The 16423-nt window shown below is 70.8% G+C and carries 17 protein-coding genes; 7 read left to right on the top strand and 10 right to left on the bottom strand.

What is annotated here, in order from left to right:
- The first annotated feature begins 205 nt into the window (after nt 1-205).
- Nucleotides 206-2125 (top strand): serine/threonine-protein kinase, encoded by a 1920-nt coding sequence (locus tag DB32_RS42535; protein WP_053238386.1) that lies wholly within the window; start codon nt 206-208, stop codon nt 2123-2125.
- Here DB32_RS42535 and DB32_RS42530 read toward each other — a convergent pair.
- Nucleotides 2064-2804: a TetR/AcrR family transcriptional regulator gene (locus DB32_RS42530; protein ID WP_053238385.1), complete on the bottom strand. Its 741-nt coding sequence runs from the start codon at nt 2802-2804 to the stop codon at nt 2064-2066. The genes DB32_RS42535 and DB32_RS42530 overlap by 62 nt on opposite strands.
- A 29-nt stretch (nt 2805-2833) precedes the next feature.
- Nucleotides 2834-3097: a hypothetical protein gene (locus DB32_RS42525; RefSeq protein WP_053238384.1), complete on the bottom strand. Its 264-nt coding sequence runs from the start codon at nt 3095-3097 to the stop codon at nt 2834-2836.
- Between the two features lie 194 nt (nt 3098-3291).
- On the opposite strand from DB32_RS42525, the gene DB32_RS42520 reads away from it, so the two are divergent.
- Both DB32_RS42520 and DB32_RS42515 read left to right on the top strand, forming a co-directional pair.
- Nucleotides 3292-4248 (top strand): creatininase family protein, encoded by a 957-nt coding sequence (locus DB32_RS42520; RefSeq protein ID WP_053238383.1) that lies wholly within the window; start codon nt 3292-3294, stop codon nt 4246-4248.
- A gap of 70 nt (nt 4249-4318) precedes the next feature.
- Entirely contained in the window at nt 4319-5242 is a 924-nt protein-coding gene (locus DB32_RS42515) for a hypothetical protein (protein WP_157070355.1), read from the top strand.
- A gap of 38 nt (nt 5243-5280) precedes the next feature.
- On the opposite strand, the gene DB32_RS42510 is transcribed toward DB32_RS42515, so the two are convergent.
- Together DB32_RS42510 and DB32_RS42505 are read right to left on the bottom strand one after the other, a co-directional pair.
- Nucleotides 5281-6288 carry a deoxyhypusine synthase family protein gene (locus DB32_RS42510; protein ID WP_053238381.1) on the bottom strand — a complete coding sequence of 336 codons (1008 nt, stop codon included), beginning with the start codon at nt 6286-6288 and terminating at the stop codon, nt 5281-5283.
- Nucleotides 6289-6369: 81 nt separating this feature from the next.
- Nucleotides 6370-6858: a DinB family protein gene (locus tag DB32_RS42505; RefSeq protein ID WP_275935538.1), complete on the bottom strand. Its 489-nt coding sequence runs from the start codon at nt 6856-6858 to the stop codon at nt 6370-6372.
- A 119-nt stretch (nt 6859-6977) separates the two neighbouring features.
- Here DB32_RS42505 and ung point away from each other — a divergent pair, with 119 nt between their 5' ends.
- Nucleotides 6978-7637 carry a uracil-DNA glycosylase gene (ung, locus tag DB32_RS42500; protein ID WP_275935521.1) on the top strand — a complete coding sequence of 220 codons (660 nt, stop codon included), beginning with the start codon at nt 6978-6980 and terminating at the stop codon, nt 7635-7637.
- Here ung and DB32_RS42495 read toward each other — a convergent pair.
- Nucleotides 7629-9083 carry a hypothetical protein gene (locus DB32_RS42495; protein WP_157070354.1) on the bottom strand — a complete coding sequence of 485 codons (1455 nt, stop codon included), beginning with the start codon at nt 9081-9083 and terminating at the stop codon, nt 7629-7631. The two genes, ung and DB32_RS42495, sit on opposite strands and share 9 nt — an antisense overlap.
- A gap of 115 nt (nt 9084-9198) precedes the next feature.
- Between DB32_RS42495 and DB32_RS42490 the strand changes: the two genes are divergently transcribed.
- Together DB32_RS42490 and DB32_RS42485 are read left to right on the top strand one after the other, a co-directional pair.
- Nucleotides 9199-9903, top strand: coding sequence for an SDR family NAD(P)-dependent oxidoreductase (locus DB32_RS42490; protein ID WP_053238378.1), 705 nt, complete (start codon nt 9199-9201; stop codon nt 9901-9903).
- Nucleotides 9900-10958, top strand: coding sequence for an S-adenosylmethionine:tRNA ribosyltransferase-isomerase (locus DB32_RS42485; RefSeq protein ID WP_053238377.1), 1059 nt, complete (start codon nt 9900-9902; stop codon nt 10956-10958). The genes DB32_RS42490 and DB32_RS42485 overlap by 4 nt, the downstream gene beginning before the upstream one ends.
- Nucleotide 10959: 1 nt before the next feature.
- Here DB32_RS42485 and DB32_RS42480 read toward each other — a convergent pair whose 3' ends face one another.
- A complete protein-coding gene (locus DB32_RS42480) occupies nt 10960-11541 on the bottom strand; it encodes a hypothetical protein (protein ID WP_053238376.1) in 582 nt (193 codons plus the stop codon).
- A gap of 380 nt (nt 11542-11921) precedes the next feature.
- Nucleotides 11922-12080 carry a hypothetical protein gene (locus DB32_RS47765; RefSeq protein ID WP_157070352.1) on the bottom strand — a complete coding sequence of 53 codons (159 nt, stop codon included), beginning with the start codon at nt 12078-12080 and terminating at the stop codon, nt 11922-11924.
- Between the two features lie 136 nt (nt 12081-12216).
- Between DB32_RS47765 and DB32_RS42470 the strand changes: the two genes are divergently transcribed.
- Nucleotides 12217-12579: a hypothetical protein gene (locus DB32_RS42470; protein ID WP_157070351.1), complete on the top strand. Its 363-nt coding sequence runs from the start codon at nt 12217-12219 to the stop codon at nt 12577-12579.
- A 4-nt stretch (nt 12580-12583) separates the two neighbouring features.
- Here DB32_RS42470 and DB32_RS42465 read toward each other — a convergent pair whose 3' ends face one another.
- The 3 genes from DB32_RS42465 to aceB all read right to left on the bottom strand — a co-directional run bounded on the left by DB32_RS42465 (nt 12584) and on the right by aceB (nt 16394).
- Nucleotides 12584-13132, bottom strand: a complete 549-nt coding sequence (locus tag DB32_RS42465) for a tetratricopeptide repeat protein (RefSeq protein ID WP_053238373.1) — start codon at nt 13130-13132, stop codon at nt 12584-12586.
- Between the two features lie 345 nt (nt 13133-13477).
- Nucleotides 13478-14785: an isocitrate lyase gene (aceA, locus tag DB32_RS42460; RefSeq protein ID WP_053239151.1), complete on the bottom strand. Its 1308-nt coding sequence runs from the start codon at nt 14783-14785 to the stop codon at nt 13478-13480.
- A complete protein-coding gene (aceB, locus tag DB32_RS42455; protein WP_053238372.1) occupies nt 14760-16394 on the bottom strand; it encodes a malate synthase A in 1635 nt (544 codons plus the stop codon). Before aceB ends, aceA begins: the two co-directional genes overlap by 26 nt.
- Nucleotides 16395-16423 lie beyond the last annotated feature (29 nt).

Below are 16423 nucleotides of genomic sequence, written 5' to 3'. Positions count from 1 at the left end.
GCGCCGATTCCTGCGTGCGCGGTATACTGGCTCGTTCGCCGTCATGGACCGGTCAAACAAGGACGCTCCTCCTGCGCCTCCGCTCCCGGAGCTCCCGCGAGCGCGACCCGTCCCCCGAGCGCGCGTCCAAGCGGCCGGTCCTGCGCCGACGCCGACGCCCGGGCTCGCGATCCCGACGCCACCCGACGGCACCGCGCGCGACTGGATGACCCAGGAGATCTCGCTCGCGAACGCGCAGGCGCTGCCCTCGCAGCAGGTCTCGCTCGACGACATCGAGCCGGTCACGCACTCCGGTCGCGCGTCGCTCTCGCGCGCACCCTCGCTCGCGCGCTTCGGTCGCTACGACCTGCTGGGTCGCATCGCGTTCGGCGGCATGGCGGAGATCTTCCTCGCGCGCGAGGTCAGCGAGACCGGCCGCGCGGGGCGCCACGTCGTGCTCAAGCGCGTGCTCCCGCACGTCGCGGAGGACGAGCACTTCGTCGAGATGTTCGTCGACGAGGCGCGCCTCGCGATGCACCTCAACCACCCGAACATCTGCCACGTCTACGCGTTCGGCGAGGAGTCGGGGAGCTTCTACATCGCGATGGAGTGGGTCGACGGCATGCCGCTGTCGAAGCTCGTCCGCCGCGCGCGCGAGCGCGGAGGCGTGCCGATCCCGATCGCGCTGCGCATCGTCGCGATGGTCGCGGAGGCGCTCGACTACGCCCATCGCGCGAGCGACTCGCAGGGCGAGCCGCTCGGCATCGTGCACCGCGACGTCAGCCCGCAGAACGTCATGGTCAGCTACGACGGGCCGGTGAAGCTGCTCGACTTCGGCATCGCGAAGGCCGCGAGCCACTCGACGCGCACCGAGGCCGGCGTCGTGAAGGGCAAGTTCGCGTACATGTCGCCGCAGCAGTGCCTCGGCGAGCCGATCGACGCGCGCGCCGACGTGTTCGCGCTGGGCCTCTGCCTCTACGAGATCCTCACCGGTCGCAACCCGTTCAAGCGGCAGACCGAGTTCGACACGATGCGCGCGATCGTCTACGAGGACGCGCCGCCGCTCGCCGACGCGATCACCTCGCGCGAGCCGCGCATCGAGATCCAGCGCGAGCTCGAGGCGCTGATCGCGCGGGCGATCGCGAAGAAGCCCGAGGAGCGCTTCCAGTCCGCGGGCGAGATGCAGATGGCGATCGAGCAGGTGCTCGCGCGCAGCGGCACCGTGGTGCTCGCGGCGAAGGTCGGCGAGCTCATGCACGACCTCTTCGCGAACGAGATCAAGGCAGGCCCGCAGCTCGATCGCCGGCTCAGCATGCCCCCGCCGCGCGCGACGGTGCCGAGCGGCGAGAACGAGGCGATGTCCTCGCTGCCCCCCGGCCCGAACGCGACGCAGCGCATCGAGGTCGCGACGCCGCACGACGACGAGCGTCCGTCGTCGATCGTGCCGCCGCGGCGGCGCATGCTCGGCGCGCTGATGATCGCGGCGGGCTTGGCGCTCTTCGCGGTGACCGGCGGCGTGGGCGCGTGGGTCGCGTACACGATGGGCGCGCAGGGCGCGCACAGCGAGGTCGTGATCCCGAGCGTCGGCGCAGGGCCGAGCGCGCCCGCCGCGCCCACGACCGGCGCGATCTACGTCGACAGCACGCCGAGCGGCGCGCACATCGAGCTCGAGGATCGGGGCGACGTCGGCACCACGCCGATGGAGATCGGGCTGCTCTCACCGGGCCGCTATCTCGTGCGGCTTCGCGCCGACGGGCACGACGACTGGGAGCGCGCGATCGATCTCCGCGCCGGCGATCGCGCACAGCTCGTCGCGGTGCTCTCGGCGAACGCGCCCGACCTCGAAGAAGAAGAAGAAGAAGCCGCGGAGCCGGAGCCGGTCGCGCGTGCGGTCCGCCCGTCGCGCCGCGAGCGCGAGCCCGCTGCGCCCCCGGGCCGCGTCTCGATCAACTCGCGCCCCTGGTCGAAGGTCTACGTCGGCGGCCGCTTGCTCGGCACCACGCCGATCGGCGACGTCGAGGTGCAGTCGGGCTCGGTGCGCCTTCGCTTCGTCGATCGCGACGGCGAGGAGCACGTCCGCTCGATCACCGTTCCGCCGGGCGGCCACGCCCGCGAGTTCTTCGACCTCCGCGCGCAGGCGGAGTAGCGACCGGCTTCTCGCTCGTCGGCGGGAAGATGCGCCCGTCGGGCCCACGCGATGCGAGCGCGAGCTCGGCGACCCGCACCACGAAGTCGATGTACGGGCGCATCTCGTGCCCGCGCCCCGCGCCCTTCGGGAACACGACGTACTGCTCGATGTAGAGCAGCCCGATCGCGTTCACGACCATGCGCGAGAGCAGCTCGATCTCCTCCTGATCGACCTGCCCCGACTCGACGTAGTGCGAGAGCATCGTCGTGAAGAGCCCGCCGACCGTCTCGACGAACATCACGCGCAGCCGCTCCGCGTAGAGCGGCTGCTCGAGCGAGAGGTTGAACAGGAAGCGCACGAAGATCGGCCAGTCGGTCCGCTCGTACATCGCCTGCACGATGTCGCCGAGCGCGCGCGGCAGATCTTCGACGCGATCGGGGATCGACGTGCCCTCCGGCACGCTCTGCACGCCGCCGAACCCGAACGTCGTGAGGATCTGATCGACCAGCTCTTCCTTGCTGCGGAAGTAGTGGTAGAGGCTCGGCTGCTGCATCCCGAGCCGCCGCGCGAGCTCGCGCAGGCTCGCGCCCGCATAGCCGCGCTCGGCGAAGAGATGCAGCGCCGCGCGCAGCACCTCGCGGTGTCGCTCGCCCAGCTCCTGGCCGCCCCACGTGTGCTCGTCCGCGGTCCGCGGCATGCGCGCGTTCTATCACGCGCGCGGCGCGATCACGCGGCAGCGCGCATCGACGGGCGCGCCGGACGGCGCGTGGGCACGCTCGCGCGCGCTTCTTCGCGGCTGCGGTACGGCGTCTCGCGACGACAGCTCGGGCACACCGCGGGCATCGTCGCGAGCCAGTGAAGCGGGCCGAGCGCGAAGCCGTAGAGCGCCATCAGCGGCACCGCGAACATGATGAACGGACCGATCAGGCTCGCTCCGAGCACCGCGAGCACACCGCCGAGCGCGGTGATCGCGAGCGCGACGCGAAACATCCAGGGCCGCCCCGGACGGACCGGAGTGACGGCGTGATCGCAGTGTCGACAGAAGTGGGTCCCGTGGTGGTGCGGGTGCATGTCCGCTGCCCTCCCTATCACTCGATAGGCTGGTGCCTATCGATCGATAGGTCAAGGGCGCGACCGCGCGTCGGCGCTACGCTGCGCCCAACCCGAGAGAGGTTGGTCGCGCGATGGCGAACGAGACGATCCCGCTGTTCGAGCTCTCCCATCGCGAAGCGCGCGCGCTGTGCGCGCGCGGCGTGCGCGTCTGGCTCCCGGTGAACCCGGTCGAGTACCACGGGCCACACCTCTCACTGCACAACGACCGTCTCATCTCGACCGGCCTCGCGCGCGAGGTGCACGCGCTGCTGTGCGGCGAGCACGAGCCGTTCGTGGTCGCGGCGGATCTCGAGGTCGGCTGCGATCCCACGCCCGGCCCGGGCACGCGCACCGTGCCCTTCGCGATCGTGCGCGACACCGTGATGGAGGCGTGCCGCGCGCTGCGCTCGCTCGGCGCGCACCGCGTGATCGCGATGACGTGGCACGGCGCGCCGCTGCACTCGCTCGCGATCGAGCCCGGCCTCGCGTGGCTGCGCGAGCGCGGCGTCGCGGCGCTCAACCCGTTCAACCAGGCGCTGCGCGAGCTGTGTCAGCTCGACGGGCGGCGCTTCGTGCGCGCGTTCGATCACGTGAAGGACGGGCGCGAGCGCACGCGCATGATCGAGACGCTCCGGCACGACTTCCACGCCGGCTTCTTCGAGACGTCGATGGCGCTCCACTACGCGCCGCACTCGGTGCGCGGATGGCAGGACGTGCCGCCCTGCCCGACGATCGTGCCGGATCGCGCGATGATCCACGCATCGCGCGTCGCGCGCGGGATGGGCAAGGACGAGCTCGCGGGCGAGCTCGAGCTCATCGCGATGGCGCTCGGCTGGCACGCGCTCTCGCCGTTCCCCGGCTACACCGGCGCGCCGCACCTCGCGCGTCCCGAGAGCGGCGCGGTGTTCGCCGCGGAGATCGCGAAGAGCTGCGCGACGCTGATCGACGACGTGCTCGAAGGACGGCGCGAAGCGCCCGAGCCGCCGATGCGCTGGGTCGCGAAGCTGACGGCGAACGGGCGCCTCCAGCCGAAGCCGAAGAGCGCGTGATGGCGCGCGAAGTGCTCTGAGCGAACGCGACACATCGAGGCACACGCACGTGCCTCGAGAGGGGGTCGCTTTGCTCAGGAAGATGCTCGTCGTCGCCGCATTGCTCTCCGTCGCGGCGGTCTCGTCACCTGCGTCGCGCGCGTCGGCGTGCTCGGCGCACGCGTGCCCGCCGGTGCGCTTCCACCCGACGTCCGCGGCGAACGCCGACGAAGTGCCGGTCGTGCCCGAGAACGGGGCGATCCTGTCGATCACGGGCGGCGGCGCGGTCGCGTCGCGCACGCTCGTGGCGGTGCGTGAGCGCGATGGTGAGTCGACGACGATCGAGCTCGCCGTCGAGGACGGCGTGGTGCGACTCGACGGCGCGCTCGAGGGCGACGTCTGGACGCTCACCGAATCGCACGCGTGCGAGACGGGCCCGATGTCGGACGAGGCGACGACGACGGTCCGCGTCGGAGCGCCCGCGACGGCGCCGGTCGCGCTCGGGACGCTGCACGCGGGCCGGTGGGCGCGTCGCGAGATCGTGGTGCCGGACAGCTCGGGGCCGTGCTCGAGCCCGATCGACTCCGCCACGATCGAGCTCGACGTCGTGCTCGACGCGAGCGTGGCGCCGTGGCGCGATCTGTTGCAGTGGGAGACGCTCGTCGACGGTGAGCCGTTCACGGGCGGAGGGCTCCTCGGGCAGCCCGCCCCGAACAGCGCGATCGTGTTCGTCGCGTGCGAGCCGCCCACGAGCGGCCAGCACCCGCCGGACCTCGAGGAGGGGCTCCACAGCGTGCAGCGACGCGCGTCGTTGCCCGGCTCCGACGAGGTGCTCGCGACCGACGAGATCGAGATCGAGCTGCGCTGCGATCCGCCGCCGAGCGACCCGCCGCCGTCGCCCATGGTGTCGGTGTGCAGCATCGCGTCGCCCGGTGCCGGGGCGAGCGGCGGCGTGGGCGCGGTGCTCGCAGTGGCGGCGATCGGGCTCGCTGCGCGGCGTCGTCGTCGCGTCTGAGCGAGGCGCTACGGAATTCGTAGCGCCTCGCGCCTCGATCACTCGCCGAGCAGGTACGCGAAGATCAGCGGCGCGACGATGGTCGCGTCGCTCTGGATCATGAACTTCGGCGTGTCGACCTCGAGCTTGCCCCACGTGATCTTCTCGTTGGGCACCGCGCCGCTGTAGCCGCCGTAGCTCGTGACCGCGTCGCTGATCTGCGCGAAGTAGCCCCAGAACGGGCAGTCTTCCATCTCGAGATCCTGGATCATCGCGGGCACCGCGCAGATCGCGAAGTCGCCCGCGATGCCGCCGCCGATCTGGAAGAAACCGACGCTCGGCTTCTCGAGCTTCGACGCGCCGTTCTTCTTCATCGCGTTGTACCCCGACGCGTCGAGGTACCAGCGCATCAGGTGCTCCATCTGCTCGGTGCCGGTCTTCACGACGGTGTGGGTCGACACGTCGCCGCGCCAGCACGCCGCCGCGAACATGTTGCCGGTCGTCGAGTCCTCCCAGCCGGGCGAGTAGACGGGGATGCCCATCTCCTTCGCGGCGAGCATCCACGAGTCGTCCTTCGGGATCTGGTAGTGCTGCTCGAGCGAGGCATCGCTGAGCACGTCGAAGAGGAACTCGCTCTCGAACTTGCGCTCACCGCTCTTCGCGGCCTTGCTCCACACGTCGATCAGGCGCTCCTCGAGGTGGCGCATGATCGTCTCGGGGATGCAGGTGTCGGTGACGCGGTTGTAGCCCTGGTCGTAGAGCGCCTTCTCGTCCTCGGCGCGCAGCGCTCGCCAGTCCTGGATGATCTTGTAGTCGTTCGCGGCGAGGAGGTTGAACACGTCCTCCTCGAGGTTCGCGCCCGTGCACGAGATCGCGTGCACGTAGCCCTTGCGGATGAGGCGACCGAGGATGCGCCCGATGCGCGCGGTGCTCATCGCGCCCGCGAGGGTGACCATCATCTTGCCGCCGCTCTGGATGTGCGCCTCGTACGCCTTCGCGGCGTCCACGACCTCGCGGCTGTTGAAGTGCAGGAAGTGGCGGTCCATGAACGCGCGCACGGTGCTCATCGTCTGGTCTCCTCGAAAAAACAGGGGGGCCGAAGATAGCGCTCCACGACGCAGACGCGAGCGCTTCGGCGTGCGGGCGGATCACGCCCGGAGCATCGCCACGAGATCCGTCACGCCCGGATCGTGACCCGCCTGCATGAGCAGGGTCGTCACCTGACCGCGGTGATGCGTCTGGTGATTGAACATGTGGGCGACCGCGTGCCAGAGCGGAAGCTCGTTCGCGGCGCCGCGGCGCGAGTACCGCAGCGGTCCGGCGAGCGTCTCGTCGGTCAGCGTGGCGATGAAGGCGACGATCTCGTCATCGGTCTTCGCCCGCTCGCGACGGAGCTCGTCGAAGCTCGCATAGAGCTCCTGATCGAGCGATCGGATCCCCCCGGGTCCCATCTCGCCCGCCTGCAGCTGCGCGCCGGTGAAGCGCCCCATCCACACGCGATCGGCGAGGAGGAGATGGTTGAGCGTTCCGTGCACGGACCGGAAGAACGCGCCGCGATCGGCCTTGCGCTCCTCGTCCGTGAGCGTCTCCGCGACGGCGTAGAGCTTGTCGTTCATCCAGCGGTTGTAGCGAGCCATCACGCGGGCGAGGTCGGGCGTCATGTGTTCGCGCGCAGCGTACCTCGGTTCACGCCGGGCTCGGCCGCGACGACCGACGGAAACGTGCTCGAGGAGAGCACGCGAGCCAGGCTCGTCGCGTGAAGATCCCCGACGGCTGGATGCCCATCCTGCGCGGTGAGCTCGAGAAGCCGTACTGGCGCGAGCTCTCGGAATTCGTCGCGGCCGAGCGCGCGCTCCACGAGGTGTTCCCCGCCGACGACGAGGTTTTCGCTGCGCTCGAGCACACCGCGTTCGACGACGTGCGCGTCGTGCTGCTCGGACAAGACCCGTATCCGACGCCGGGGCACGCGCACGGTCTGTGTTTCTCGGTGCGCGAGGGCGTGAAGCCGCCCGCGTCGCTCGCCAACATGTACCGCGAGCTCGAGAGCGATCTCGGCGTGCCGATCGCGACGACGGGCTCGCTCACCAAGTGGGCGGAGCGCGGGATGCTCTTGCTCAACACCGTGCTCACGGTGCGCGCGCGCGAGCCCAACTCGCATCAGAAGCGCGGCTGGGAGACGTTCACCGACGCGATCCTCTCGGCGCTCTCGGCGCGCGAGCGACCGATGGTGTTCGTGCTGTGGGGCACCGCGGCGAAGAAGAAGGAGAAGCGGATCGACGCGACGCGGCATCGGGTGGTGTCGGGCGCGCACCCTTCGCCGCTGTCGATCAAGCACTTCAAGGGATCGAAGCCGTTCTCGAAGATCGACGCGGCGCTGCGCGACCTCGGCGAAGCGCCGTTCGATTGGTCACTGTGAGGCTGCAGGGGCGAAGAACTCCGCGATCAACGTCTCGCGGAAGAGCTGCGTCGCGCGCGGCCCGAGCGGCGTCACTGCGCCGGTCGTGAGCGGTCCCTCGCGCAGCGCGAAGCGCGCCGCGAGATCGCGGTTCGACAAGAAGTACGAGCCGTCGTCGAGCTGCGCGAAGAGCGCGCCGTCGACGATGCGCGCCCAGAGCCGCGCGCCATCGCGCAGCCTCGTGATCCTCACCAGATCCGCCTCGAGGCGATCGATGCGGAACGCGCCGTCACCGGTCGTCTGGGTCGATCGATCGGCGCTGTCGGCGTAGTCGGCACGGATGCGATCGAGCTCCGCGACCTCGGCGCACGCGCCCGCGATCGGCGCGCTCTCTGCGCCGGGGCACACCAGGTCGGCCTCGACGCAGCGACAGCGCGAGCGCGCCGCGCGCGGTGCGCTTCGAGGCGTGGTCACGCCGCTCGCATCGAGCAGATAGCCGCCGCTCGACGCGCTCAGGTACACGCCGCGCTCGGTCGGCGTCGCGGTGTAGAGCGAGCTCGCGCGCAGCAGCTCGGGCGGGGTCGCGGGCGCGCTCGCGTCGACGCGCGTGATCGTTCCCTGCGCGAGGTCCAGGCTCGCGCGCTCACCGCGCGGTCCGCTCAGCAGCAGCGTCCCTGCCCCCTCGAGGCTCGCGCGCGCGGGACGCCGCATGCCCTGCGGGTACGCGACGATCGTCGGCTCGGTCGCGGGCAGCCGCAGCACGTGCACCTGGATCACGCCGCCGCGCGCCTGCACGGCGCTCACGACGACGCCGCGATCCGCGTAGAGCAGCGTGCCAGGGAGCGACGCGTGATCGCGCAGCTGCACGCTGCGTCCCGCGAGCGCGAGGGTGTCCACCTCGACGCGCTGCAGGCCCATCACGACGTAGGTCGTGCCCTCGTGGGTGAACGTCGCGACGCCGTAGTCGAGCAGGTCCTCGGGCGCGTCCACGCGCGTCGCGCTCGCGTCGTCCACGCGGCGCCATCCCGCCTGGGTCCGATAGAGCACGCCGAACGCGGTGTCGACGACGCGCGCGGTGTCGGTCTGCGCGAGCCCGAGGTACGCGTCGCGCGTCAGGTCCCAGCGCCACACGCGCCCCGCGAAGCGCGTCGCGGCGCCGCCCTGATCGGTCACCGCGAAGAGCACCTCGCCGTCGCGCGCGACCGCGGACGTGTCGTACCAGTCGCCCGAGAGCGCGATGCGCCGCACCGCGCGCACCAGACCGGTCGCGCGATCACGCAAGCAGATGCGCCCGGCCGCGAGCGCGATCGTCTCGCCCTCGCGCATCGCGCACGACTGCGGCACGAGCTCGCGCGTCGGGTAGCGCGCGGCGAGCGCGGTCGCGAGATCCTGCGCGTGCACGCGCGACGAGACGAGGCTCGCGATCCCGAGCGCGAGGAGCGCGCCGATCCGTGTGCGTTGGTGCATCGCACGATGATGCCCGAGTTCGCGCGCGACGACGCGAGAGCGCTCCTCCAACGGATTGGCACGACGGACGACGCCTTGGAGCGCGATGCGCAGGCTGCATCGCGTGGAGGCAGCCATGAGCGAGACGAACGTGTGGAAGGACCGGCGCGTGATCGTGACCGGTGGGACCTCGGGGCTGGGGCTCGCGACTGCGCGCGCGTTGGTCGAGCGCGGCGCGCGGGTGGGCATCGTGGCGCGCACGCGCGAGCGAGTGCTCGCGGTCGAGCGCGAGAGCGATCGCATCGTGGGTGTGGTCGGCGACGTCGCGCGCAAGGAGGACGTGCATCCGATCGCGGTGCAGCTGCTCGGTCGGCTCGGCGGGCTCGACGTGCTGGTGAACAACGCGTCGAGCCTCGGCCCGGTGCCGCTGCGATCGTGGGCCGACACCGAGTGCGAGGATCTCGAGGCTGCGCTCGCCGCAAACGTGATCGGGCCGCATCGCCTGACGCGCGCGGTGCTCGGCGCGCTGCTCGAGGCGCCCTCGCGCGGAGCGAACGCGGTGGTCGTGAACGTGACGAGCGACGCCGCGGTGAGTGCGTATGCGGGTTGGGGCGCGTACTCGGCGAGCAAGGCCGCGCTGCTGCACGCCACGCGCATCTGGGATGCGGAGATGGCGTCGCGCGGTGTGCGCTTCGTGTCGTTCGATCCGGGCGACATGGACACGCCGATGCACGCGGCTGCGCTGCCCGACGCCGATCCGCGCACGCTGAAGCGCCCCGAGCAGAGCGCGGAGGAGCTGCTCGCGGTGATCGAGACGACGATGCGCCGAGGTGCGTCGTGAAGCCCGCGACCGAAGCGGCGCGCGCGCGGCGCGACGGACGGCTGCTGGTCGTCGACGCGTCGGGGCGCATCGCGCACCACCCGCGCGGCGCGCTGCCGGAAGTGCTGCGCGGTGCTCGTGGGGACCGCGGTGGAGACCTCCTGGTCGTGAACGACTCGGGGACGCTGCCCGCGTCGTTGCGCGGCACGCACCTCCGCACCGGCGCGTCGATCGAGGTGCGCCTCGCGGCGCGCCTGACGCTCGACGCGCGCGAGATCCGTGCGTGGCGCGCGATCGTGCTCGGGGAAGGCGACTGGCGCGCGCGCACCGAGGATCGCCCTGCTCCGCCTGCGCTGCGGCCCGGCGATCGGCTCGCGCTCGGGACCACGCTGCGCGCGGAGATCGCCGATCTCGACGGGCACCCGCGCCTCGTGCTGCTGACGTTCGAGGGCACGGCGCGCGACGTGTGGGAAGGGATCGCGCGCGAAGGCGCGCCGGTGCAGTACAGCCACCTCCGCGCGCCGCTCGCGCTGTGGGATGCGCAGACCGCGATCGCCGGTCCACCGGTGTCGGTCGAGCCGCCGTCGGCGGGGTTCGTGCTCGATCACGCGATGCTCGATCGGCTCGTCGCGCGCGGCGTCGAGATCGCGATGCTCACGCACGCGGCAGGGCTCTCGAGCAGCGGCGACGCGAAGCTCGACGCGCGCTTCCCGCTGCCCGAGCCGTACACGATCCCCGACGCGACGGCGCGCGCGATCCGCCGTGCGCGGCGCGAAGGAAGGCGCGTCGTCGCGCTCGGCACGACGGTGGTACGCGCGCTCGAGAGCGCGGCCGCGTACGACGGCGAGGTGCATGCGGGCCCGGGGATCGCGACGCTGCGGCTCGGCCCCGAGCGCCCGCCGCGCGTCGTCGACGCGATCGTGTCCGGCATGCACGAGCCCGGCACCAGCCACCACGCGCTGCTCGAGGGCTTCGCGCCTCGCGCGCGCCTGCTCGACGCGGCGCGCGAGGCCGAGGAGCGCGGCTATCTCGCGCACGAGTTCGGCGACGCGTGCCTCGTCGAGCGCGCCGCGTGACTCACGGAAGCAGGATGCGCCCCGGCGCGCCGTTCGTGCCCGCGGTGGTGTGGCACGCGTTGCAGTCGCCGCTCGTCTGCGGCGTCAGCATCGCGCGCTCGCGCCCTTCGTAGAGCACGCGCACGGTGTACGGATACGCGAACTGCGTCGCGAGCGCGCCGCCCGGCTCGACCTCGTCCTCGTCGTCGTCCTCGTCGCTCGGTCGCACGAGGAAGAAGTTGCCCGCGCGGTTCGGGGCCAAGCGCGAGACGCGTCCCTCGGCGTCGGTGATCTCGACGATCGCGGCGCCGCGCGTGTCCGCGCCGTTACAGTCGTCGGGCTCGTGCGCGGTCGGATAGACGGTGCCCGCAGCCCAGAAGAGCGGCTCGTCCGCCTCGCGCGCGTGGCACGAGACGCACGTGCCGCCGGGCTTCATCTCGGGCGACTTGTCGTCGCCGTCGGTCCACGTGCGCATGCTCGTGCACTGGACCGGCGTGCTCCACGGGTCGTCGACGGCGCACGTCCCAGCGGGCATCCCGTCGGCGATCCACGCCTCGAACGCGGCGATCTGCGCTTCGGCGACGCGCGCACCGACGGGCGGCATCGCATCGACGTCGCGCGCATGCGCACGACCGATCGCGCGGCGTGGGTCTGCGAAGGATCGATCGCCGACGCGCGCATCAGATCGGCGCGCGTCACCAGCGACATCGGCGCGCCGCCGCTCGGGGTCGCGCCGTGACACGTGCCGCAGTGTGCGGCGAGCGTCTCGGCGATCGCACACGGCAGGTCGGTGTCGGGCGTGGGCGGCTGCGTCGTGGTGCCGGCGTCGGGCGGAGGCCCGGCGAGCCGCGGGCCCGCGGGGCGCGAGTCGTCGGCACAGCCGGCGAGGGTGATCAGGGCGACGGCGAGGAGCGTTCGATGCGTCATGGCGCTCGGGTCGCAATGCATCGTGCTCGGCGGGCACGACGACGCGCGTGTTCGTGATCAGCGCGCGCTCATGATCGTCGAGTCGGGCGGCGGCTCCGCGTCGGGGTTCGGAGGCGCCGGAGGTGGGCACCCGCAGAGCGTGATCGCGCACGCGAGGAGCGCCGCGCATCGAATGACGCGGCGTCGCGCCTGCGAGATCGAGCGGTCGCGGTCCATGCGAGGCTTGCTTCTCGATCACTAGATGAGCGCGCGTCGTGAGATCCCCAGGCGCTCCCCACCGAAGCCGCCACTCGCGAATCCGATCGCGCCACCTTCGACGGGCGCGCCGACCGGCTCCGTAGACTCCGCTCGCATGAAACAACTGGTCGCGTTCGTCCTCGCCGGTGGCCTGATGTTCGGTATCGCCGCGTCGCTGTCGGTCGGGCTCTATTGGCTCGCGCCGATCGTCCCCTGCTACGTCACCGAGAGCAGCCCCTACGGCGGCTACGGCGGTCAGCGCGAAGACCTGTGCACCGGCGAGCAGCTGCACTCGTACTCGTACGCTTGGGGGCAGTACCGCGAGCGTCACGAAGCGCGGCGGGTGCACGTCGTGCTCGCGCTGGGCACGCTGGGCGCGAGCGCGCTCGCCGGGCTCCTCGCGGTGTCGCTCGTCCAGCGCATCGAGCGGCGCCGCAAGGCCCCGGCCGCACCCTCCGACGTGCGACGCGCGGCGTGATGCGTCACTCGACGACGCGCTGCACGCGCTCGGTCAGAGGCGACTCCGGGAAGTCCTCGCGGAACTCGAGGTAGCGCCGCTCGACCTCGTCGGTGCGTCCGAGCGCGGCGAGCGCTTCGATCGCGTAGACCTCGCGCTCCTCGCGCAGCGCTCCGTCGGGGAAGCGCGCGCGGTGCTGTTCGAGCAGCGAGAGCGCCACTGCGGGCTCGGTCGCGACCATCGCGCGCGCCTCCTGGACCAAGCGCATCTCGGCGGCGAGATCGCTCATCCGGCCCTCTTCACCCTCGTCGGTCGCGCGCTCGGGTCGCGCGCCCGGCGGGAGCGTCGGCACCGCGGGGAGGTTCGGCACGAACCCTTCGGGCAGCGGCTCGGCCTCGGGGGTCTCGCCCGACGGATCGAACGGCATCCCCGGCTGATCGAGCGCGAGCGGCGCGGGCGCGGGATCGGCATCGCCGCTCGAGAGCCAGTCCACGAGCCCGACGACCGCGGTCGCCAGCGAGGCGACGAGCAGCCCGCCCCAGATCCACCCCTGCCTGTTGCGCCGCTCGCTCACTCGCGCCGTCTACCGCAGGTTCTCTCTGCGCGCGAAGCGGAAAAAAGGGGGCCCCCGGCCCGCCGCGACAGGAGGGGGGAGGGAGCGGCGGGCCAGGGGCGCGCGAAGCCGGGGAGCTCCGCGCTGGTACGTGGGAGGCGACTTGGGAACCCGCGTGGAGGTTTCAGTCTTCCCAATCGCGGAGCGCGTGCGCCTACTCAAACGGGTAGGCGATTCGAGCACACGAATTCCGCGTGTTTTCCGGCCTTCGAGAAAAGCCCCCGTCGATCGCGATCACGATCGAGACGGGGGCTTCTCTCACACTCACGAGCGACTGACACCCTTCGTCAGGGTGCCAATCGTCGCTCAATGGAACTGATCTTCCTCGGTCGAGCCCTTGAGCGCCTTCGTCGAGCTCTGGCCCTGCGACACGATCTCGCTGATCACGTCGAAGTAGCCGGTGCCGACCTCGTGCTGGTGCTTCGTCGAGGTGTAGCCCACCGACTCGGCCGCGAACTCCTTCTGCTGGAGCTCCGAGTACGCCGCCATGCCGCGCTCGTTGTAGTCGGCGCTGAGCATGAACGTCGAGTAGTTCTGGACGTGGAAGCCCGCGAGCGTGACGAACTGGAACTTGTAGCCCATCGCGCCGAGCTCCTTCTGGAACTTCGCGATGGTCGCCTCGTCGAGGTTCTTCTTCCAGTTGAAGGACGGCGAGCAGTTGTACGCGAGCATCTTGTCGGGGTTGTCCTTGAGGACCGCCTCCGAGAACTGCTTCGCGAGCTTCAGATCCGGAGTCGAGGTCTCCATCCAGATCAGGTCCGCGATCTTCGCGTACGCCTTCGCGCGCGCGATGCAGGGCTCGATGCCCTGCTTGACGTAGTAGTAGCCCTCGGCCGAGCGCTCACCCGTGCAGAAGGGCTTGTCGCGATCGTCGATGTCGCTCGTGAGGAGCTTCGCGCTCTCCGCGTCGGTGCGCGCGATGAGCACCGTCGGGACGCCGCAGACGTCCGCCGCGAGACGCGCCGCGAGCAGCGAGCGCTCGAACTGCGCGGTCGGCACGAGCACCTTGCCGCCGAGGTGGCCGCACTTCTTCTCGCTGGCGAGCTGATCCTCGAAGTGGACGCCCGCGGCGCCCGCCTTGATCATGTTCTTCATCAGCTCGTACGCGTTGAGCGGGCCGCCGAAGCCGGCCTCCGCGTCCGCGACGATCGGAAGGAAGTAGTCGCGACCGGTCTTGCCCTCCGACCAGTCGATCTGGTCGGCGCGCGCCAGCGCGTTGTTGATGCGCTCGACGAGCTTCGGCACCGAGTCGGCGGGATAGAGCGACTGGTCGGGATACGTGTGGCCCGACGTGTTCGCGTCCGCGGCGACCTGCCAGCCCGAGCAGTAGATGCCGTCGAGGCCCGCGCGCGCCATCTGCACCGCCTGGCCGCCCGTGAGGGCGCCGAGCGTGCGGACGAACGGCTTCTCCTTCATCGACTTCCAGAGGCGACGCGCGCCCTTGTCGGCGAGGGTGTACTCGACGCGAACGGAGCCGCGGAGCTTGAGGACCTGCTCCTCGGAGTACGGGCGGACGACGCCCTTCCAACGAGGATCGCTGAACGAATCGGTGTCCTTCTGGATCGGATTGGCCACGTCGGTTCTCCTCTCAGGCTCGGCTCTCGCGAGGTGCATCGGGCGCATGCCGGAGCTCCTCGTAGGCAGGAAGGGTCAGGAACTCGATCAGCGGGCTCTCGGTCGAGACCCGCAGGAAAATGCGCTTCGCATCCTCGAAGCGGCCGGACTTCACGCGCTCGACGCCGATCTCCGACTCGATGACGTTCATCTCTTCGTCGATGATCTTCGCGACGAGTTCGCGCGTGACCTTGGTCCCGTCCTCGAGCGCACAACCGTGCTGGACCCACTGCCAGACCTGCGTGCGCGAGATCTCGGCGGTCGCGGCATCCTCCATCAGGTTGTAGAGCGGGACTGCGCCGCTGCCCTTCAGCCACGCTTCGACGTACTGGATACCGACCAGCACGTTGTGCTTCAGGCCCTCGAGCGTCTTCGGGCCCTGTGGCGCGGCGATCAGATCGGCGGCAGTCGGATTCCAATCCGATTGCTTGCCACTCGCGATCTGATTGGCCTCCTTCATGTGCTCGTCGAAGACCTTCTTCGCGACCGGCACGAGCGCGGGGTGCGCGACCCAGGTCCCGTCGTGTCCGTCGGTGACCTCGCGGAGCTTGTCGGCGCGCACCTTCTCGAAGGCGCGCTCGTTCTCCGCCTCGTCGCCCTTCACCGGGATCTGCGCCGCCATGCCGCCCATCGCGTGCACGCCGCGGCGGTGACAGGTCTTGATCACGAGCCGCGAATAGGCGCGCATGAACGGCTGCGTCATCCCGACCTGCGAGCGATCGGGGAGCACGCGCGTCGCGTCGGTCGCGTGGACCTTGATGTACGAGAAGATGTAGTCCCAGCGACCGCAGTTGAGCCCGGCCGAGTGCTGGCGCAGCTCGTAGAGGATCTCGTCCATCTCGAAGCAGCCGGGCAGCGTCTCGATCAGGCACGTCGCCTTGATCGACCCCGCGGGCACGCCGAGCTTCTCCTGGGCGCGGAGGAACACGTCGTTCCACACGCGCGCCTCGAGGTGGCTCTCCATCTTCGGCAGATAGAAGTACGGGCCACTGCCGCTCTCGAGGAGGCGCTTCGCGTTGTGGAAGAAGTAGAGACCGAAATCGAAGAGCATGCCGGGCACCGGCTTGCCGTCGACTTCGACGTTCTTCTCCCAGAGATGGAAGCCGCGCGGACGAACGAAGAGGACCGCAGTCTCGTCGTTGAGGCGATAGCTCTTCGCGCCGCTCGAGAAGGAGATCGTGCGCGCGACCGCGTCGCGCAGGTTGACCTGTCCCTCGATGCAGTTGTCCCAGGTCGGCGCGTTGGCGTCCTCGAAGTCCGCCATGAACACGCTCGCGCCCGAGTTGAGCGCGTTGATGATCATCTTGCGGTCGACGGGGCCCGTGATCTCGACGCGGCGATCGAGGATGTCCTTCGGCAGCGGCGCGCACTTCCAGTCGCCCTCGCGGACGCTCTTGGTCGCGGCGAGGAAGTCGAGGCGCTCGCCGTTCGCGAACCGTGCGTGACGCTCGGCGCGGGCCGCGAGGCGCTCCTCGATGCGCGGGCGGAACGTGCGGACGAGGTCCGCGACGAACTCGAGCGCGGGGCGCGTGAGGATGGCAGCGCGGTCTCCCTCGACGGTCGAGCCGAGGACGCGCACGCCGGCGGGCATGTCGAGTTGCTGTGTCATCGACCTCTCCTGCTCGCGAGCCGGTGCGG

It is taken from the genome of Sandaracinus amylolyticus, assembly GCF_000737325.1.
In the GTDB taxonomy this organism is placed as follows: domain Bacteria; phylum Myxococcota_A; class Polyangia; order Polyangiales; family Sandaracinaceae; genus Sandaracinus; species Sandaracinus amylolyticus.
Note: the sequence above shows the minus strand (reverse complement) of the source record. Positions and strands in the feature narration are given on the sequence as shown.